This is a genomic window from Pseudomonas abieticivorans (assembly GCF_023509015.1).
In the GTDB taxonomy this organism is placed as follows: domain Bacteria; phylum Pseudomonadota; class Gammaproteobacteria; order Pseudomonadales; family Pseudomonadaceae; genus Aquipseudomonas; species Aquipseudomonas abieticivorans.
Genome location: NZ_CP094975.1, coordinates 2,877,306 through 2,896,417, shown reverse-complemented (window position 1 = coordinate 2,896,417; position 19,112 = coordinate 2,877,306). Strand labels below are relative to the sequence as shown.

Annotated in this window: 19 protein-coding genes; 6 read left to right on the top strand and 13 right to left on the bottom strand. The window is 63.6% G+C overall.

The genetic code is table 11. From position 1 onward, the window contains the following. Positions 1 to 26: 26 nt before the first annotated feature. Together L9B60_RS13120 and L9B60_RS13115 are read left to right on the top strand one after the other, a co-directional pair. Positions 27 to 1,208 carry a tetratricopeptide repeat protein gene (locus L9B60_RS13120; protein ID WP_249679234.1) on the top strand — a complete coding sequence of 394 codons (1,182 nt, stop codon included), beginning with the start codon at positions 27 to 29 and terminating at the stop codon, positions 1,206 to 1,208. Then, positions 1,209 to 1,613, top strand: a complete 405-nt coding sequence (locus tag L9B60_RS13115; protein WP_249679233.1) for an adenylyltransferase/cytidyltransferase family protein — start codon at positions 1,209 to 1,211, stop codon at positions 1,611 to 1,613. It abuts the gene before it with no gap. On the opposite strand, the gene L9B60_RS13110 is transcribed toward L9B60_RS13115, so the two are convergent. From L9B60_RS13110 to fliE, 13 genes are all read right to left on the bottom strand, one after another. After that, positions 1,610 to 2,305 carry an RNA polymerase sigma factor FliA gene (locus tag L9B60_RS13110; RefSeq protein ID WP_249679232.1) on the bottom strand — a complete coding sequence of 232 codons (696 nt, stop codon included), beginning with the start codon at positions 2,303 to 2,305 and terminating at the stop codon, positions 1,610 to 1,612. The two genes, L9B60_RS13115 and L9B60_RS13110, sit on opposite strands and share 4 nt — an antisense overlap. Before the next feature lie 179 nt (positions 2,306 to 2,484). Next, complete coding sequence (locus L9B60_RS13105; RefSeq protein ID WP_249679231.1) at positions 2,485 to 2,937, bottom strand: hypothetical protein; 453 nt, start codon at positions 2,935 to 2,937, stop codon at positions 2,485 to 2,487. Next, the gene (gene flhF, locus L9B60_RS13100; protein ID WP_249679230.1) at positions 2,934 to 5,138 is read right to left on the bottom strand and encodes a flagellar biosynthesis GTPase FlhF; all 2,205 of its coding nucleotides are present in this window, start codon (positions 5,136 to 5,138) and stop codon (positions 2,934 to 2,936) included. The genes L9B60_RS13105 and flhF overlap by 4 nt, the downstream gene beginning before the upstream one ends. Beyond that, entirely contained in the window at positions 5,138 to 7,228 is a 2,091-nt protein-coding gene (gene flhA / locus L9B60_RS13095; protein ID WP_249679229.1) for a flagellar biosynthesis protein FlhA, read from the bottom strand. Before flhA ends, flhF begins: the two co-directional genes overlap by 1 nt. Next, positions 7,228 to 8,394 (bottom strand): flagellar biosynthesis protein FlhB, encoded by a 1,167-nt coding sequence (gene flhB, locus L9B60_RS13090; protein ID WP_249679228.1) that lies wholly within the window; start codon positions 8,392 to 8,394, stop codon positions 7,228 to 7,230. The genes flhA and flhB overlap by 1 nt, the downstream gene beginning before the upstream one ends. A 112-nt stretch (positions 8,395 to 8,506) precedes the next feature. Next, positions 8,507 to 9,331, bottom strand: a complete 825-nt coding sequence (gene motB, locus L9B60_RS13085) for a flagellar motor protein MotB (RefSeq protein WP_249679227.1) — start codon at positions 9,329 to 9,331, stop codon at positions 8,507 to 8,509. Beyond that, the gene (gene motA / locus L9B60_RS13080; protein ID WP_249679226.1) at positions 9,328 to 10,209 is read right to left on the bottom strand and encodes a flagellar motor stator protein MotA; all 882 of its coding nucleotides are present in this window, start codon (positions 10,207 to 10,209) and stop codon (positions 9,328 to 9,330) included. Before motA ends, motB begins: the two co-directional genes overlap by 4 nt. A gap of 85 nt (positions 10,210 to 10,294) precedes the next feature. Continuing rightward, the gene (gene flhC / locus L9B60_RS13075) at positions 10,295 to 10,849 is read right to left on the bottom strand and encodes a flagellar transcriptional regulator FlhC (RefSeq protein WP_249679225.1); all 555 of its coding nucleotides are present in this window, start codon (positions 10,847 to 10,849) and stop codon (positions 10,295 to 10,297) included. Then, positions 10,842 to 11,186 (bottom strand): flagellar transcriptional regulator FlhD, encoded by a 345-nt coding sequence (gene flhD, locus L9B60_RS13070; RefSeq protein ID WP_249679224.1) that lies wholly within the window; start codon positions 11,184 to 11,186, stop codon positions 10,842 to 10,844. Before flhD ends, flhC begins: the two co-directional genes overlap by 8 nt. A 56-nt stretch (positions 11,187 to 11,242) precedes the next feature. Then, positions 11,243 to 11,614, bottom strand: coding sequence for a flagellar protein FliT (locus L9B60_RS13065; protein ID WP_249679223.1), 372 nt, complete (start codon positions 11,612 to 11,614; stop codon positions 11,243 to 11,245). After that, on the bottom strand, positions 11,592 to 12,008 hold the full coding sequence (fliS, locus tag L9B60_RS13060; protein WP_249679222.1) for a flagellar export chaperone FliS: 417 nt from the start codon (positions 12,006 to 12,008) through the stop codon (positions 11,592 to 11,594). Before fliS ends, L9B60_RS13065 begins: the two co-directional genes overlap by 23 nt. Positions 12,009 to 12,042: 34 nt before the next feature. Continuing rightward, complete coding sequence (gene fliD, locus L9B60_RS13055; protein ID WP_249679221.1) at positions 12,043 to 13,452, bottom strand: flagellar filament capping protein FliD; 1,410 nt, start codon at positions 13,450 to 13,452, stop codon at positions 12,043 to 12,045. Positions 13,453 to 13,820: 368 nt separating this feature from the next. Continuing rightward, complete coding sequence (gene fliE, locus L9B60_RS13050) at positions 13,821 to 14,141, bottom strand: flagellar hook-basal body complex protein FliE (protein WP_249679220.1); 321 nt, start codon at positions 14,139 to 14,141, stop codon at positions 13,821 to 13,823. Between the two features lie 214 nt (positions 14,142 to 14,355). Between fliE and fliF the strand changes: the two genes are divergently transcribed. Genes fliF through fliI form a run of 4 tightly spaced genes read left to right on the top strand, consistent with a single transcriptional unit; the run spans position 14,356 to position 19,105 of the window. Further along, entirely contained in the window at positions 14,356 to 16,044 is a 1,689-nt protein-coding gene (fliF, locus tag L9B60_RS13045; RefSeq protein WP_249679219.1) for a flagellar basal-body MS-ring/collar protein FliF, read from the top strand. A 1-nt stretch (position 16,045) separates the two neighbouring features. Then, on the top strand, positions 16,046 to 17,032 hold the full coding sequence (gene fliG, locus L9B60_RS13040; protein WP_249679218.1) for a flagellar motor switch protein FliG: 987 nt from the start codon (positions 16,046 to 16,048) through the stop codon (positions 17,030 to 17,032). After that, positions 17,025 to 17,747 carry a flagellar assembly protein FliH gene (locus L9B60_RS13035; RefSeq protein ID WP_249679217.1) on the top strand — a complete coding sequence of 241 codons (723 nt, stop codon included), beginning with the start codon at positions 17,025 to 17,027 and terminating at the stop codon, positions 17,745 to 17,747. Before fliG ends, L9B60_RS13035 begins: the two co-directional genes overlap by 8 nt. Next, complete coding sequence (gene fliI, locus L9B60_RS13030; protein WP_249679216.1) at positions 17,744 to 19,105, top strand: flagellar protein export ATPase FliI; 1,362 nt, start codon at positions 17,744 to 17,746, stop codon at positions 19,103 to 19,105. The genes L9B60_RS13035 and fliI overlap by 4 nt, the downstream gene beginning before the upstream one ends. The last annotated feature ends 7 nt before the right edge of the window (positions 19,106 to 19,112 follow it).

Below are 19,112 nucleotides of genomic sequence, written 5' to 3'. Positions count from 1 at the left end.
CCCAGCCATCCACACAGGGTCAGCCCATGTCTCGTAATGCCAGAAAAGCCTGGAGCAACAGAAACGAAGAAATGGCCAACGCCTACATCAGCAGCGGCCGCACCTTGCTCAAGCACAAGCGCACCGACGAGGCCATCCACAGCTTTCGCCAAGCCCTGCCGCTGGCACCGCGCAACGCCAGGCTGCATGCCGACCTCGGCCAGTTGCTGGCCAAGCGCAAGCAGACCGCCGAAGCAGTGAGCATGCTCCAGCGCAGCCTGGAACTGGACCCCCAACAGGTCGGCGCATTGGTCAAACTGGGCGAGATCTACAACCAGCAAAACGAGCCGGAACGCGCCGAGCCGCTGCTGCAACAAGCCTTGGCACTCGAGCCGCAGAACACCGCTGCACACCTGGTGATGGGAGTAGTGCGCCACCATCAGAGTCGCTTGCCCGAGGCGCTGACCTGCTACCGCCAGGCCCTGGCCCTGCGCCTGGCCAAACCAATGGGTGAAACCCCGCGCGCGGCGCGCCCGGACTTCAACCAGCCGCAAGTCGAACAGTTGCTCTGGAGCACCCTGGCCACTCTGGCCAAAGCTGGTGTACACGCCTTCGCAGCCTATGGCACGCTGCTGGGGCTTACCCGCGAAGGTCACTTGCTGCCGTTCGACAAAGACATCGACTTCGGCTTGCCGCACTGCGAAATGAGCCGTGCCACCCATTGCCTGCTCGGCAACGGGTGGGTCGAGCCCGTTGGCTCCCATCGGCTGAGCAACCCCAAGGCGTTCTACCACCCGCGCTACAAAATCTCCCTGGACCTTTCCGGCTTCGTCGTCGACGCCGCCACCGGCGTCACCCATACCGGCTTCTGGCTCAAGGACGCGCCCCACGAGTGGCACCGGCATACCCGCTACCCCGAACTGACCCTGGACAAGGGCACTTCGCCCTGCGGTAAAGCCATTTGGCAGTTGGCCGCCGCCGACACCTGGCTGACCACGGTGTACGGTGACTGGCGCACCCCCGATGCGTTTTTCGACACGGTGATCGCCGCGAAAAACCTCTGCGGTTTCTCACTGCTGACCGAGTGCTACGCCATCTCCAGGATTTATTCGCACATCGACAGTGGCAGCCTGCTCAAGGCCCAAGCGGTGGCTGGCCATGCACTGCGGCACCGGCCCGACGACGCCCTGCTGCTGGACGCCCACGCCAAACTCAGCGCCGTGCTCTAAATGAAAAAAGTCATCCTGACCTACGGCACCTTCGACCTGTTCCACATTGGTCACCTGAACCTGCTGCGCAACCTGAAAAGCCTGGGCGACTACTTGATCGTCGGGGTTTCCACTGACGCGTTCAATGCGCAAAAAGGCAAGCGGACGGTCATCAGCTTCGAGGAACGGATCGACATCGTGCAGTCGCTCAAGTGTGTCGACCTGACGTTGCCCGAGCATTGTTGGGAACAGAAAGCCCGCGACATCACCGAGCACGGCGTGTCGGTGTTCGGCATGGGGGATGACTGGCAGGGGCATTTCGACGGGCTCAAGGCCCTGTGTGAGGTGGTATACCTGCCGCGCACGGCAGGCATCTCGAGTTCGGCGTTGAAGCACTGCCTACGCGAGATCGCCCTGGCCGGCTAGTCGGCCATGGCGTCGCGCAGCCGCGCCACCGCCTGGCTGTGCAACTGGCACACGCGCGACTCACTGACGCCGATCACCGCGCCGATTTCCTTGAAGTTGAGCTTTTCCTGGTAGTACAGCGCCAGCAGCAGGTTCTCTCGCTCGGGCAGGGCCTCCACGGCTTTCATCAGCTGGTCACGATTACGCTCCTGCACCAGCTCGACAAAAGGCGACACCCCGTAGTTGCTACTGAGCACGCCGATCTCGTCGTCGGTCACGTCATCCATCGGCATCATCTGGCAGCCGTTGGTGTCGAGCAACAACTGGCGGTACTCGGCCAGCGTCATGTCCATGCCCTGGGCAATCTCGAGCTCTTGCGGCGGGCGTCCCAACGCCTGTTCCAGCTCCCGGAGCACGCTTTGCAATGCACGCGCATTGCGCCGGACGCTGCGGGGCACCCAGTCGCGGCTACGTAACTCGTCGATCATCGCACCGCGAATACGCTGGGAAGCGAAACTGCCAAAGGGTGCGCCCTGGTCTGCGTCATAACGCGAAAACGCGTCCAGCAGGCCGATGCTGCCCGCCTGGATCAAGTCGTCCATGTCGACGCTGGCCGGCACCCGGGTTTTCAGGTCCAGCGCATGGCGTCGCACCAGAGGCAGATACTGCTCCAGCAGGTCACTCGATTTTAGTTTTCCCGAAGCTGTGTACATCCTGCAGGCCTGGCGTGAGAAGGAAACGAGCGTCGTAACCCCCGATCATGGGTAGCGGATGCTGGATGTCGGGGCCCTGTGCGGCGGCATTATCACTGGTGGCCCGAAGCGGGTAAGCGCCGAATAGCCCCGTGTCTTGATGGCTTTTCAGGCCATTGAACTTAAAAGGTTGAAAACGGTCATGACGTGCATTCGTCCACCAGCAGCAGTTGCACGCCCAAGAACTTCGCTGCCGCCTGGCGCAGGTTATCGAGCAGGCCCAGATGGCTGGGCATGCCAGGGTGCAGCACCAGCAAACGTTTCGGCCCGCCGGCCTCGCTCAGCCGGCGCAGGTTGAGGTAGGCACGGCGAAAGCCGTTCACATCGGTGTCCACCCACAGGCCCCAGCGCGGTTGTTGGCGGGTCAAAGCGTGCAAGTGCACGGTATCGGCCCCCAACGCCACTACCCGCCAGCGCGCGGGGTCACCCACCCATTGCTGGCCGGTGGCCTGCCAGCGCGTGAGCGTGCCCAGTGCCAGAGTCGGCAGTTGCGCGGCAAGCGTTGGCTCGCCCACCAGCATCAGCACCCGTGGGCTGCCTTGTGCGGCCTGGCGCTCGGCCCAGCGGCGCAGGCCTGCCGCCTGGTCACTCACGCCAACGCCCTCACCGGCGCCATGCGCTGCAAGGTGTCACTGGCCGTCAGCAACTGCATCAAGGCATCCAGCAGCAAAACCGGACTATGCGCGCGACGCTTGCCGATCAGTTCGAGTAACTGGGTGCGTGCCTTATTGGCCCAGCCCTCCAGGTCCTGGTCCAACCGACAGGCAGCCGCCGCCAGCGCCGCCGCCAGGAACACGCGCAGCTCGGCCTGCAAGGCGCCTTGGCGCTCGCCCAGAATGTTCCAGGCGCGCAACGTCAGGGCCGGCAGTGCTTCACAGGTTTGCAGTTGGCACAGGCTTGCCGCCTGGCTAACCCGCGCCGCCTCACCCTGCTCCAGGCTATCGCCTAGCCAGTAACGCAGGCCCAGGCAATGATCGCTGTCGGCTTCGCGCAGCGTGCCAAACCAGGCACGCAGGGGCTGCTCGGGCGCACCGGGCAGCGCCACCGGCAAGTACCCCTGTTCCATGCGCACCCAGCGGCCGCGTTGGCGCAGCGGCGCAATGGCATGGAAAGTGGCACTCGCGGCCAGTTGCGCCAAGGTTGCCGATACCCCGGCGTGCAACACCCGTTGGCTGCGGTTGGCCGTGGCCAACCACGGCGTGGCGGCCTGCCCCAGGCGCTGCAGGGCGTCACGGTTTGGGCAGCCCACCCACAGGTGACGCTGGGCCTGCCGGTGTTCGGCACTCCAGTCCAGGCGCTGCTGCAAGCCGATCGGCAGTTGGTGCGCCAGCCAAGGCCGCAGTTGCAGGCGCCCGGCACCGTCGAAGCTCAACAGTGGCATTTTCCAGGTCGCCCCCACGACCGGCCGCTCGCTCCCCCAGATCATCTGCTGGCCAGGCCCGGCCACGCAGGGGGTGCTGGCGATCAGCTCGTGCAACGCCTGGCCCTGCAGGCTCGCCGGCAGGCCCGCCAGGTGCCAGGCGCCGTCGAGCAAAGCAAAATCAGCCAGGTGCCGCCGCAGCGTATCGCGCGCCGTTTCCAACAGCCGGCCTTGCGCCAACAGGCTACGGCCCAAGGCATCCAGGCGCTGGCCACCCTTGCCAGCCAAGGGTGCCACGGCCGCGGCGTACATGGATGGCTTGCCCGCGGCCAGTGCTTGCTGCAGCAACGACGGTACATCCGGCAGGTGCAGGTCTTCGGGCACCTGCTGCCCGGTCGACAGGTAGTTGAGCCTCAGGCCGTGGCGCATCAGCACATCCAGCGCCGGCCCCAGGCGCGGCGCCTCATCGCACTTGCTGACAATGCAATCGCGCAACGGGCTGCCAGCTGCCAGCGCGGCGCGACAGTAGGTATCCACTACCTCTTCCAGGGTGTCGCCATGGCTGGCGGCATTGAGCACCAGCATCAAGCGCAGCGGCCGGCCGATACGCCCCAGTTGCTGGACCTGGGTGAGCAGGCGCTGGTCGCGCTGGCTCATGCCGACGGTGTCGATGATCACCAGGCGCTTGTCCGCCAATTGCGTCAGCAAGCCCTCCAACGATTCCTCATGACCGAGCGCGTGCACCTCGCCACCCAACAAGCGCGCATAAATGCGCAGTTGCTCATGGGCACCGATACGGAAACTGTCGGTCGTCACCAGCGCCAGGCCCGCAGCGCCATGGCGCATCACGTAGCGGGCGGCCAGCTTGGCGGTGGTGGTGGTCTTGCCCACCCCGGTGGGTCCGACCAAGGCAATCACGCCGCCCTCTTCCAGCAGTCGAGTTTCTTCACTCAACACCGGTAAGCGCGCGGCCATCTGCTGCAGCAAGCTGGCACGATGGCTGTCACTGTCGCCGGGGGGCAATTGGCGCAGTGGCGCCGTCAACTCCTGGGCCAGGCAGTGGCTAAAGCCTGCGCCCAGCAAGTCGGCCAACAGCGGCGCGGTGGGGTCGCTGGGCGGCGGGGCTTCGTGCCGGCGGCCCAGCAAGGTGCGCATCTGTTGCATCTCGCCCAGCAGCAACTGGCTCAAGGCGGCGAAATCGTTGCCGATCGCCGCCGGGCGCGCCGGCGCGGCCGGCTCTGGCGCCTGGCTGGTATATGCGGCCACGGCGTGGCGCGGGCTGATCGCAGCCGGCGCATCCTCCACCAGCGCCAGTATCTCCACGCCCTCGGCAATGCTCTGGCTGGACAGGATCAGCGCATCCTCGCCCAGCGCCAGGCGCACCTGGTGCATGGCTTCGCGGCTGTTGGCCCCTACAAATCGTTGTACGCTCATCAGTTGGCGCCTCCAATCAAGCTGGTCATACGCAAGGTGCGGCCTTCAGGAATCTCGGCCAGGGACATCACCACCAATTGCCTCAGCCGACGGCGTAGGAAACGCGCCAGCAACGGCCGCAATTTGCTCGGCACCACCAGCACCGCCGGCTCGCCATTGAGCTCCTGGCGGGCCAGGGCGATCTCGGTCTGCTGCATCAGGTTTTCCGCCAGGCTCGGCTCCAGGGCACCGCCGCTGGTCACGGCCTGCAGCAGCACCTGCTCCAGGTTGGCGCCCAGGCCGATGGCGCGCAGCTCGGTCTGGTTGGGGAACCATTGCTGCGTGATCGAGCGGCCCAGGGCCACGCGCACCAGCGCGCTCAACTCGTGCACGTCGGCCGGCGGATCGATGCCCGCCTGCTCGGCCAGGGCATCGAGAATGCTGCGCAGATCGCGGATCGAAACGTCCTCTTCCAACAGGTTCTGCAGGATGCGCTGCAAGGTGTTGAGCGACACCAACTTGGGGATCACCTCTTCGATCAGCCCCTTGTTTTCGGCGCCCAGTTTGTCCAGCAACTTCTGCACTTCCACGCGGCCTAGCATGTCCTTGGCATGTTGGTGCAGCAGGTGGTTGAGGTGGGTGGCGGCAACGGTGCTGGCGTCCACCACCGTGTAGCCGAAGATCTGCCCGTGCTCACGCATCGACGGCTCGATCCAGATGGCTGGCAGACCGAAGGCCGGATCGACGATCACCTCGCCCTCCAGCTTGCCGGTCACCTGGCCAGGGTTGATGGCCAGCCATTTGCCGGGGAACAGCTCGCCGCGGCCAACTTCCACGCCCTTCAGGCTGATGACGTAGGTGTGGGCTGGCAGGTCCATCTTGTCGCGAACCCGCACCACCGGCGGCAGGAAGCCCACGTCTTGGGCGAACTTCTTGCGTACGCTCTTGATGCGCACCAGCATCTCGCCCTGCTGGCGGCTGTCCACCAGCGGGATCAGGCGATGGCCCACGCTCAGGGCCAGGGTGTCGACCAGGTTGACGTCGTCCCAACTGGCTTCGCTAGTTTGCGATGCGGCCTTGGGCACCACCTGCTCGGGCGGCGCCAGGGCCTGGGCCTGATCGCGTTTGTGCAACCACCAGCCCAGCCCGCCCAGCAGCCCGGTAAACAACAGGAACACCAGGTTGGGCATGCCCGGCACCAGGCCCAGAAGGCCAATGACCGCTGCGGTGAGTATCAGCACCTGCGGGCGGATGAACAGCTGGCCAATCATCTGCTGGCCAACGTCTTCTTCGGTGTTGACCCGCGAGACCGTGACGCCGGCGGCGATGGAAATCACCAGCCCCGGTATCTGCGCCACCAAGCCGTCGCCGATGGTCAGCATGGTGTAGGTGTGGGCGGCATCGGCGAAGGCCATGCCGTGTTGCAGCATGCCGATGGTCAGGCCACCGATCACGTTGACGCCCATGATCACCAGGCCCGCCATGGCGTCGCCGCGCACGAACTTGCTGGCGCCGTCCATGGAGCCGTAGAAGTCGGCTTCCTGTGCCACTTCCTTACGTCGACGGCGGGCTTCGGGCTCACCGATCAGGCCGGCATTGAGGTCGGCATCGATGGCCATCTGCTTGCCCGGCATGGAGTCCAGGGTAAAGCGCGCGCCCACCTCGGCGATACGCCCGGCGCCCTTGGTGATGACCATGAAATTGATGATCACCAGGATCAGGAACAACGCCATGCCCACGGCGAAGTTACCGCCCACCAGGAATTCACCGAAGGCTTCGATCACCCGGCCGGCGGCGTCGGGCCCCTGGTGCCCTTCCATCAGCACCACGCGGGTAGACGCGACGTTCAGCGACAGGCGCAACAAGGTGGTAAACAGCAGCACCGCCGGGAAGGCCGAGAAGTCCAGGGGCTTTTCGGTGAGCATGCTCACCAGCAGCACCATGATCGCCAAGGCGATGTTGAAGGTAAACAGCAGGTCCAGGACAAAGGGCGGCAACGGCAAAATCATCATCGACAAGATCATGACGATGAGCACCGGCCCGGCCAGCAGCTTCAGATCCTGGCGGGCCAACCAGGAGTCGGGCCCCAGGTATTGAGTGAGAGAATTCATCAGTTCTGCGTTTCCTCGGGGTCCGCGCCCTGCGGGCCGGGCTGGTCCATACCGGGCGGTACCGGCAGGTTTTTCGGTGTAGGGGGCACAACGCCGCCCGCTTCGTTCACCCGCCGCAGGCGTATGGCCCAGGCCACGACCTCGGCCACGGCGGTGTACAGTTCAGTCGGGATTTCCCGGTCCAGGTCCACGTGGAAATACAAGGCACGGGCCAGCGTGGGGGCTTCAAGCACAGGGATGCGATGCTCGGCACCCACCTCGCGAATACGCGCCGCCACGGCATCGGCGCCCTTGGCAATGACTCGCGGCGCGCCCATCTTCTGGTCCTTGTAGGCCAGCGCCACGGCGTAGTGGGTAGGGTTGGTGACGATCACATCGGCCTTGGGCACCTTGCTCATCATTCGCGAGCGCGCCATCAATTGCTGTTGCTTGCGGATGCGCGCCTTGATGTGGGGGTCGCCATCGGTGTCCTTGTGCTCCTGGCGTACTTCTTCCTTGGTCATCTTCAGCTTGGTGGCGTAGCTCCACAGCTGGTAGGGCACGTCCAGGCCGACCACCAGCACCAGCGAGCCGATGATCAGTGCGCACGACACCGCCAGCATGTGCATGGCGCTGGCCACGGCCTGCTCGATGGGCATGCCGGTCAAGGCCAGTAGCGCCTGGGCATGGTCACGCAAGTAGATGACTGCCACGATGCCCACCAGAAACGCCTTGGCCAGGGCCTTGCCCAGTTCGGCCAACACCTGCACCGAGAACATCCGGGCCAGGCCGCTGACAGGGTTCATGCGCGAAAAGTTCGGCTGCAAGGCCTGCAGGGTCACCACCACGCCACCCAGCAGCATCGACGCACCCAGGGCGGTCAGCGCCATCACCAGCAGGAACGGAAATACCGCGAACAAACCGGCCTGGCATTGCGCCCAGGCGGCGCTGAGCATGCGCGAATCGTCGAATGCCTGGGCGCGCTCGAACATCAGCCCCTGCACCATCAACTGGCTGACGCGGTCGTACAGCGGCCCGCCCATGCCCCACAAGGCACCCACACCCACCAGCAGCATCATGAAGGTATTGAGCTCGCGCGAGCGCACGATCTGGCCCTGCTCGCGGGCCTTCTCGATCCGCCTGGGCGAGGCCGCTTCGGTCTTGTCGTCTTTGCTTGTATCGGCCATGGCGGTAGGCGCCTGTGGCGTCCCGTTCGACGTGTGAAGAACGCTATTCTGCGCAGTTGCGCGCCGCCGTGATCGACGGAAAAGAGCAGGCAATCAAGCCCTTATAGGGCGATCACGGCCGGGCCAGAATCTGCTCGGCCACCTGCGGGTCCAGCACGATGATCGCGATGCGCCGGTTGGCCGCATCAAAGGGCTGGGCGTCGTGAAAGCGAATACGATCGGCCATGCCCGACAGGCGCAGCAGTTTGTCGGAGTCCAGCCCGCCGCTCACCAGCTCCTGGCGCGAGGCCTTGGCCCGGTCGGCGGACAGCTCCCAATTGCTGTAGCCCAACTCGCCACCCGCATAAGGGTGGCTGTCGGTGTGGCCGCTGATCTGGATGCTGTTGGGCAGTTCGTTGAGCACCGGCGCGATGGTGCGCAGCAGCGTACGCAGGTAAGGCGCGACCCTGGCGCTGCCTACCTCGAACATCGGCCGTTGCTCGGAGTCGATCAGTTGCAGGCTCAAGCCTTCGGGGGTCAGCTCGATGAGGATCTGCTGGCTCAGGTCTTTTAGCGCCGGGTTCAGCTCGACGGCCGATTGCAGCCGCTCGCGCAGCCGGCCCAGGCGGCGCATTTCCTCGGCCGCAGGCCGTTTGCGCGGGGTATCGACCTGGCTGAATTCGCCCGCCTTGAAGGTGGGCGAGGGCCCGCCGCCGGGGATCACGTTGGTGCTGTTGCTGCTGCGCTCACCCTTACCAAGGGCGGTGAGCAACGGTGTGCTGAAGTAATCGGCGATGGCGTTTTTTTGCGCCTTGCTGGCATTGGACAGCACCCACAGCACCAGGAACAAGGCCATCAATGCGGTCATGAAGTCGGCGAAGGCGATCTTCCAGGCGCCACCGTGATGGCCATGGCTGACCTTGCGGCGCCGGCGAATGATGATCGGGGCATCGCTCATCGGCCTACCGCCGCAAGCGCACCCACCGCAGTGCCACGCACGTGGTGCTCCAACTCCAGAGCCGTGGGCCGCTCGCTGAAATGCAACGCCTTGCGGCCGAACTCCACGGCCAGCATCGGCGGCATGCCTTGCAGGCTGGCCAGCAGGGTCACGCGAATGCAATGCAGCATTTTCAGCGCTTCGGCCACCTGCCGGTCGATACGGCTGGCCAATGGCGCAACCACCCCATACGCCAGATAGATCCCCAGGAAGGTCCCCACCAACGCATGGGCGATCATCTGGCCCATCAGGTCCGGGCCGACGTTCACCGCACTCAACGCCTTGACCACGCCCATCACGGCCGCGACGATACCGAACGCCGGCAAACCATCGGCGACCTTGTTCAGCGCGTCGGCGGGGATGTGCGCTTCGTGCTCGAACTCTTCGATCTCATGCTGCATCAGCTCGTCCAGCTCAAAGGCCTGTATCTGCCCACTGAGGATCAGGCGCAGGTAGTCGGTGACGAAGGTGAGGATCATCGGGTCTTCGAGCAAGGCGGGGTATTCGCTGAACAGCGCACTTTGCCAGGGCTCCTCGATGTCCTTTTCGATGGCCCGCATGCTTTCCCGGCGGGCCTTGCTCAACAGGTTGTAGAGCAGCGCCATCACGTCCAGGTACAGGGCCTTGTCGTAGCGCGTGCTACGACGAAGCCGGCCAACGGTGCCCAAGGTGGCCTTGATCGCCTTGCCGTTGTTGGCCGCGATGAAGGCACCGATGGCGGCGCCGCCGATCATCAACATTTCGGTGGGCTGGTAAAGCGGGCCCAGGCTGCCGCCCGACAGGACGAACCCGCCGAACACCGACAGCACTATGGCGATGAGTCCTAAGGCGATGAGCACAAGCGCTTCCTTTTGCAAACAGGGGTAACCTGCCGAACATCGGCAATGCGGGGGTCAACTTTAACCGCCGCCCGGCAGGCCCCTGTCAGCCGGCTTGTACCTGGTGCTCTTCCTCGGCCTCGCGGCGTTTGAGGGTCTTGCCGGCGCGCGAAGGCGGCTGGCAGATACCGCACACGTAACGCTGTGCCGGCGCATGGGAGTGCGCGACGAAATGCCCGGTGCAGGACGAACAGCAGATCAGCTCGAGCATGTCGCTTTCAAAAAAGCGCACCAGCGTCCAGGCCCGCGTCAGCCCCAGCACCACCTCGCCTTCTTCATCGTGGCCGACCTGCTCCAGATACAACCGATACGCCTTGATGAACGCTTCGATGCGGTCGCAACCGATCTTGGTCAGGCGCTGGTAAATACCGTAGAACAGCGACGAATGAATGTTAGGCAGCCACGTCACGAACCAGTCCGTGGAAAACGGCAGCATGCCCTTGGGTGGCGACACGCCGCGCACTTCTTTGTACAGGCGGATCAACCGGCCACGGCTCAGGCTGGTTTCTACTTCGAGTACCTGCAGGCGCGCACCCAGCTCGATGAGCTCGATGGCCAACTGCACCTGAAACATTTCCTCAACCAGGCTTTTCTCAGACATGCCCGAACCGCGCACGGCCTCCGGCTTCGGCGCTATCAACCGAGGACATCAGCAAAGATGAATGGATCTCTACCAGCCCCAGCTCGCGGGAGTTACCCAGCACCCGGGACAGGCACTCGGCCTCGTCGAATATGGGCCGGCACACCAGTTGGTTGATCCGAGCCAATTGCGTCAGTTGCTTGCTGGTCAAGTCCACCAGCAAATTGGCCATGCCTTCACTGAGCTTGAGGCGGAACATCGCCGTCGCGCGGTCTTTGCGCAACAAACGCTGCACCAGCAGCAAGTAGGAAAAATTCAGATCCTGTATATCTTCCAGACCTCTATCGGCATTTGACACTTTGCTTCCCCCCCCAAATGAAATACGGCAACTTGCGACAACCCGTCGCACTTAACTCAAACTTCCGGGCGTGCGACTGCGCGCAGTGTCGGCCGGTTATGGCTCGGCGCCCGATAGGCCTGGCTTTGCCCGCTTTTGAGCCGGGCCGACACAATCAATGCCCCCAGTTGGCTCTGCCGTTCGGCCAGGCATTTGCGCACCTCAACCTCTCGATCAAGAATCTGTTTGAGCAGCTCGAACTTGCGCTGGCGGTGAGGCTCATCCAGGTGCACACCACTTTCTTCACGCCGCAGGGTTTCTTCATCGATCAACCCCTGGGACTTGAGCTCCATTATTTCTGCCCAGTCGCCCTTCAACGCACTTTCATGCATGCGTTGCGATTGCACGAGCAACCGCTCGTAGGACTCAATCACCTGCTCCTGCGCCATCGCCTACCTCCCCCTCTACCTGAGGCCCGATCTGTCGCCAGGCGGAGCCAATGTTTTCGAGCAGACTCGCTGCAACGTCCAGGGCCTGCTCGTCGTTATTCAGGCTGGCCCGCAGCAACAGGCGAACCACGGTGTCGTAGAGCTGGTCCAGGTTGGCCGCCACCTCGCCGCCCCGCTCCTTGTCCAGTGAACCACGCAACCCCCGGCTGACAATGTTCACGGCCTTGGTAATGGCCTTGCCCTTGCCGGCCATGTCACCCGCCTGCATATGCAGCCGGGCCATGCGGATGGCTGCCTGGTAGCTGTCAAACAGCATGACAATCCGCTGATACGGCGATGCGGCGAGGATGCCGCTTTCCACCCCCACTTTTGCGTAGGCCTTCGCTCCGCGCATTCCACTCACAACCGCCACTCCCACTCATTCCGGATCACGAATCACTGCTCAATGCATCAAACTGGGTGGTCAGGTAATCGGCCGTCGAGTCGAGCGTGGCGATCAGCGTGTCGAGCGCGGTGAACTGCTCGGTGTAGCGGTCCATCATGCTGTCGATGAACGCCTGCTTCTCTTCGTACTTGACCTCGAGTTCTTCCAGTTGGGTTTCCAGGCCATCGGTCTTGGACACGATCAGGCCATCGTCTTCATCCAGGTAGGTGTCCAGGTCCGCTGCCATCTGCGTGGCAAAGCCTTCGACATCATCGGTGCCGATGAAAAACTCGGAGACCGCCGAGGGATCGCTGGTCACCGCCTCTTCCAGGTCGTCGTCATCGATGGACAAGGTGCCGTCCACGCCCAAGGTCACACCCAGTTGCGACAGGTAGCTGTAGGTACCGCTGGAGATCGAGTTATACAGATCCTGGCTCAACTGGCTGTCGATACGGCGAGTGGTAGAGTCGCCGATCAAGGTGCCAGCGGTGTCGTCTTCACTGTCATAGGCCGTCAGTGTGTCGATGGTTTCGGCGTAGGAGTTATAGGCGTCGACAAAATCGTTGATCGCATCGATGATCGAATCGGTGTCCTGGGATACGGTCAGGGTCGAGGTGCCCTCGGCAGTCAGGCTCAGGGTCACGCCTTGCAGCGCTTCTTCCACCGTATTGCTCTGGCTGGTCACGCTCAAGCCGTTCACCGTCAGCTGCGCATCGGCGGCCGCGACCGTTTCAGTCATGGCGTTGCTGTCACTGTCGGCATCGTAGCCAAACAACGAGGCGGCATCGCCATCGCCGCTATAGGTCACGGTCATGGCCGACTCGGTACCGGTGGACGTCGAGGTCAATACCAGCCGGTAGGGGGTGTCGCTGCCATCGTTGACGATGGAGGCCGTGACCGAGCCACCGGCGTCGTTGATCGCGTCGCGAATGCCTTCCAGGGTGTTGTTGGATGACGTCAGGTCGATGCTGATCGACTCGTCGTCGCCGATATCGATGGTCAGGGTGCCGGTGCCCAACGCCGTGGTCTTGTCGGCCACTCCGTCGGTGGCCAGGGTTTGTGCGGCGGCCAGTTGGCTGACGACCACGGTATAGGTACCCGCCACCGCATCGCTGGTGACCGCTGCCGTGGCGCCAGTGCCGCTGACGCTGCTGGTCATGCCGTCGTAGGTATCGGGGTCAGTCAGCGTCTCGATGGCGGTCTGCAACGATGTCAGGGCGCTGGTCAAAGTACCGTAGGCGGTGATCTCGGTATTGATCTCGTCTTCTTTGGTTTCGATCGGCGTCAGGTAACTGGCCTCTGCCGACTCCTCCAGACTATCGAGGATCGTATCCAGGTCCAGCCCCGACCCCACGCCCAAAGAGGTGATGGTCCCGCTGGAAGAGGTAGAAGTAGTGGAAGTGGTCGTCGTCATATAGTCCTCACGGGCCCTCAGCCTTTAAGGGAGGCCAATCAAAAAACACATCAGTACACACTCAGCATGTGTAAAAACGCAGAGGAAATCGGCAGCCGAATATAAAACTTTAATCACGCAAGTCTATTTATTTTTCACGTAACACCTTTTAAACAAAGGCTTTTTTTAAATTAATCGACGAGTTTACGGCCAATGAAAACGGCACTTCCTTTATATTTCTACGTGATAAGGTGGTTACATATCAAATAGCCATCACTGCAGCCATCAGGGAAACCCTTAGTTCATTCCTGAATTTTTTTTCATCCTTGTTAAAACGTATCCTGCTGAACACATACCGGTACTTTGTGGCTGTTAAACAGCACTAAAATCTACACTTGCATGGCCATCACATCCTTATAGGCAGTGACTAACCGGTTGCGTACCTGCACACCCATCTGGAAGCTCACCGAGGCTTTCTGCATGTCCACCATTACGTCATTGAGCGATACATCCGGGCTGCCTGCCTGGAAGGCATTGGAGTGGCTGTTGGCCGTGTGCTGCAGTTGATTGATGCGCTTGAGCGAGGCCTGCAACTCCCCCGAAAAGCCGCCCATCGCGTTGCTGTCTGCTGCCGAAGTGGTACTTCTCTGGGACTGGGCCGCCAGCAGGTTCAGTTGCTGCAGGGCTGACTGGAGGGCAGACGTGTTCATGGGCGTGGGCGTCCTGTAAAAAAAGGTGAGCAAGCGGATACGCAAAAGGTTAACAACCTGCCCGACACCGACAAGCAACCAATTGGCTACAAAAGCCGTGGCTTTTCCGGCCTTTAGTCCGGGGCTGGGTCGAGATAATAGGCGCCCTGCCAACACTGCTACCGGACTGCGCTATGCCTTTTGTACCGCCCCTACCCTCGCCTGCGAGGTGCGTGTGAGTAACGCGGCCCAAGGGAAAGCCTCCCCGAAAGTCACCCCCGCCCCCGCCAAAAGCAACCCGTTCGAGCCGTTGCTCGCGCGCTTGCGTGGCCAGCCGCTGCCCCTGCTGCTGGGCGGCGCGGCAGCCATTGCGCTGATCGTGGCCCTGGCCCTGTGGGCGCGCGAGCCCGAGTACCGCGTGCTGTTCTCTAACCTGAGCGAAAATGATGGCGGCCAAATCATTGCCGAACTGGAAAAGCGCCAGGTGCCCTACCGCTTGAGCGAAGGCGGGCATGCCGTGCTGGTCCCGGCTGCACAGATGAATACCTTGCGCCTGCAACTGGCCGAACAAGGCCTGCCCAAGGGCGGCAACATCGGCTTCGAGCTGATGGACAAGCAAGCCTTCGGCGTCAGCCAGTTCACCGAGCAGCTCAACTACCAGCGCGGCCTGGAAGGCGAATTGGCGCGCACCATCGAGTCCTTGGGGCCAATCGCCAGTGCCCGCGTGCACTTGGTGATGGCGCGCCAATCGGTGTTTATCCGCGAGCGCGAGCCGGCCCGCGCCTCGGTGCTGCTCAACCTGCAACCGGGCCGCGAACTGGGCCAGAGCCAGGCCAGCGCGATTGCCCACCTGATTTCCTCCAGCGTCGCCGACCTGAGCATCGACGGCGTGACCATCGTCGACCAGAACGGCCGCCTGCTGTCCCAGAGCCGTGGCGACAACAACGGCCTGGACGGCTCGCAACTGACCTACGTGCGCGACGTGGAACGCTCTTATCAGCGGCGCATCGAAGACATCCTGACACCGCTGCTGGGCACCCAGAACGTACACGCCCAGGTCGTCGCGCAGGTTGATTTTTCCAGCCGCGAAAGCACCGCCGAACGCTACGAGCCCAATCAGGACCCCAACCAGGCGGCCGTGCGCAGCAAGCAAGTGAACGAGAACCTGGCTGGCAACGACGAGCCCGCCAAAGGCGTGCCCGGCGCGCTGACCAACACCCCGCCCAACCAGCCCGCCGCGAGCAAGGCAACGACACCGGCCAAGCCAGCAGACACCACCACCGCCAGCGACAGCGAAGGCCAGAGTAAGACCGGCGCCCGTGCCCTGCACAGCGAGCGCATGATCAACTATGAAGTCGACCATAGCGTGGAACACGTCAAGCAGAACCAGGGCGAGATCCGCCGCCTGACCAGCGCCGTGGTCGTCAACTACCGCACCGTGCTCAAGGACGGCAAGCCCACCCAGGAGCCGCTGACCAGCGAAGAGCTGGCGAACATCGACAACCTGGTGCGCCAGGCCATGGGCTTCACCGAAAACCGCGGCGACCAGCTCAAGGTGATCAACAGTCCGTTCGTGGCCGAAGACACCGGCACCGTGGAAATGCCTTGGTGGCGCACGCCTGAGTTCTACAGCCTGGCCATGAGCCTGTCGCGCTACTTGCTGGTGGCCTTCATCGCCCTGCTGATCTGGCTGGTGCTGCTGCGCCCGATGCAGCGCCGCCACGCACAAATCCTCAAGGCCGCCGAAGCCGGCGAACCTGGCGACCCACTCGCCCAGGGCGTAGCCGGTAGTGAAGGCCAGGCGCCGCGCAACAAGGCCGCCGGCTACGAGCAGAACATGAAACGCCTGCGGGAGATCTCCACCGAGGATCCGCGGCTGATCGCCATGATCATCAGGGGCTGGATGAAAAAAGATGACAAGTAAAATGACCGGCACACGCCGCAGTGCCATCCTCTTGCTGTCCTTGGAAGCCGACGATGCCGCCGAGGTGTTCAAGTTGCTGCCCAGCCAGGACGTGGAAGGCATCAGTATGGAGATGGCCCGGCTCAGCCAGGTGTCGCACGAAGAAATGCGCCAGGTGCTCGAAGAGTTCATGGACGAGACCGACCAGTACGCGGCCATCAACATCCAGTCCAGCGATCATATCCGCGCGGTACTGACCAAGGCCCTGGGCAGCGAACGCGCCGCCAGCCTGATCGACGACATCCTGGAATCCAACCAGGGCGGCTCGGGCATCGACAAGCTCAACCTGATGGAAGCCTCTATGGTGGCAGAGATGATCCGCGAGGAGCACCCGCAGATCATCGCCACCATTCTGGTGCACTTGGACCGGCACCAAGCCTCGGACATCCTCGAGCTGTTCGACGAGCGTCAGCGCAACGACATCATTTTGCGTATCGCCACGTTCAGCGGCGTGCAACCGGTGGCGCTGCAGGAGCTGACCGAAGTGCTGGGCGGCATGCTCGACGGCCAGAACCTCAAACGCAGCAAGATGGGCGGCGTGCGCACCGTGGCCGAGATCCTCAACCTGATGAATTCGGCTCAGGAAGAGTCAGCCATCCAGACCCTTCGCGCGCACAACGAAGACCTGACGCAGAAGATCCTCGACGAGATGTTCCTGTTCGAGAACCTGCTGGAGATTGACGACCGCGGCATCCAGATGATCCTCCAGGAAGTCGACACCAACTCGCTGTCGATTGCCCTCAAGGGCGCGCCGAGCGCCTTGCTGGATAAGTTCCTGGCGAACATGTCGCAGCGCGCCTCGCAAATGTTCCGCGAAGACATGGAGGCCCGCGGGCCAACGCGCATGTCGCAAGTGGAAGCCGAGCAGAAGGTTATCCTGCAAGTGGTGCGGCGCCTGGCTGACAACGGCATCATCGTGACCGGCAATGGAGACGATTCCTATGTCTGACGACCAGCCCTGGCCCGGCGGCCCGGCGCGCTGGCAACCTTGGCACATGGCGCCCCTGGACCGCGAGCCACCCTTGCACATCGAGCCCGACGCAGCCCAGGCCGAAGCCCTGCGCAAGCGTGCGTTCCAACGCAAGCTGGAACTGCAGGCGCTGCGTGACAAGGCGCGCCAGCAAGCCCAGCGCCAGGGCCACGAAGCCGGCTTTGCGCTAGGCCGCGACGAAGGCTACGCCCAGGGCCTGGAGCAGGGCCATGTAGACGGCGAGGCCGCGATGCAGGCACAGATCCAACTGGCCCTGGCACCCTTGCTTGCGCTGTGCCAAAGCTTCGACCAGGCGCTCAAGGGCCTGGACGGCGCGATCCTTGGGCAACTGGTGGAGCTGGCCATGGCCACTGCCCGGCAAATTGCCGGCGACGCCTTGGTCGCCAAACCCGAGCACGTATTGGAGCGGGTACGCGCATTGCTGCAACACGACCCCGCACTGACCGGCAAGCCGCGCCTGTGGCTACACCCCGAAGACCTCGACACCGTGCGCAACGCCCTGGGTGAAGCCCTGGCCGAAGCTGGCTGGAGCCTATGCGCCGACGCAGGCCTGGCCCGCGGTGGCTGTCGGGTAGCCAGCGCGAGTGGCGAGTTGGACGCCAGCCTGGAAACAACCTGGGCGAGCATCCAGCACAGCACCGAGCAAGCACTGCGCGGCGAGCTGTTGCCATGACCGCCTACGTGCAGCGCTGGCAGCGGGCATTGGGCACCTTGCAGCGCGACATCCAGCAGGGCCCCCGGCAGGTGGCCAGCGGCCGTATCGTGCGGGCCACCGGCCTGGTGCTCGAAGCCGTAGGCCTGTCGGTACCACTGGGCGGCGCCTGCCGTATCGAGCTCAATGCCCACGAGCAGGCCGAAGCCCAAGTGGTGGGCTTTGCCGGTGACACCCTGTACCTGATGCCCCTGGAAGAGCTTAGCGATCTGCAGCCCGGTGCCCGGGTTTTTGCGCTGGGCGAACGCCAGAGCGATGGCAGCGTGGCGCGGCGCTTCCCTTTGGGCCAGGCATTGATGGGCCGCGTGCTGGATGCCCGTGGCCAGCCGCTGGACGGCAAGGGGCCACTGCTCGACGTGACCCAGGGCAGCCTGCACAGCGCACCGCTTAACCCGCTCAAGCGCGCGCCCATCGACCGCCAGATCGACGTGGGCATCCGCGCCATCAATGCCCTGCTCAGCGTCGGCCGCGGCCAGCGCCTGGGCCTGTTTGCCGGCTCAGGCGTGGGCAAGTCGGTATTGCTGGGCATGATGGCGCGCTACACCCAGGCCGACGTGATCGTGGTTGGCTTGATCGGCGAGCGGGGCCGCGAGGTGCAGGACTTCATCGACAACATCCTTGGCGACGAAGGCCTGGCCCGTGCCGTGGTGGTCGCCGCGCCAGCCGATACATCGCCGCTGCAACGCTTGCAGGGCGCGGCCTACGCCACCCGCGTGGCAGAAGACTTTCGCGACCAAGGCAAGGACGTGCTGCTGATCATGGACTCCCTGACCCGCTACGCCATGGCCCAGCGCGAAATTGCCTTGGCCATTGGCGAACCGCCGGCCACCAAAGGCTATCCGCCGTCGGTATTTGCCAAGCTGCCCAAGCTGGTGGAACGCGCCGGCAACGGGCCGCCCGGGGGCGGCTCGATCACCGCGTTCTACACCGTGCTCAGCGAAGGCGATGACCAGCAGGACCCAATCGCCGACTCGGCACGGGCGATCCTCGATGGGCACATCGTGCTGTCACGCACCCTGGCCGAAAGCGGGCACTACCCGGCCATCGACATTGAGGCCTCGATCAGCCGGGCCATGACCGCCATCGTCAGCGACGCGCAGCAGCGCAAGGCCCAGCAATTCAAGCAAGTGCTGTCCAAGTACCAGCGTAACCGCGACCTGATCAGCGTGGGCGCCTACGCGGCCGGGCACGATCCATTGCTGGACCGTGCCGTGCAGCTCAACCCACACCTGGAGCGCTTCCTGCAGCAACGCATCCAGGACCGTGCGGGCCTGGACGACACCCTGCAGGCGCTCAACCTGCTGTTCCCGGGCAAATGACGTTCAT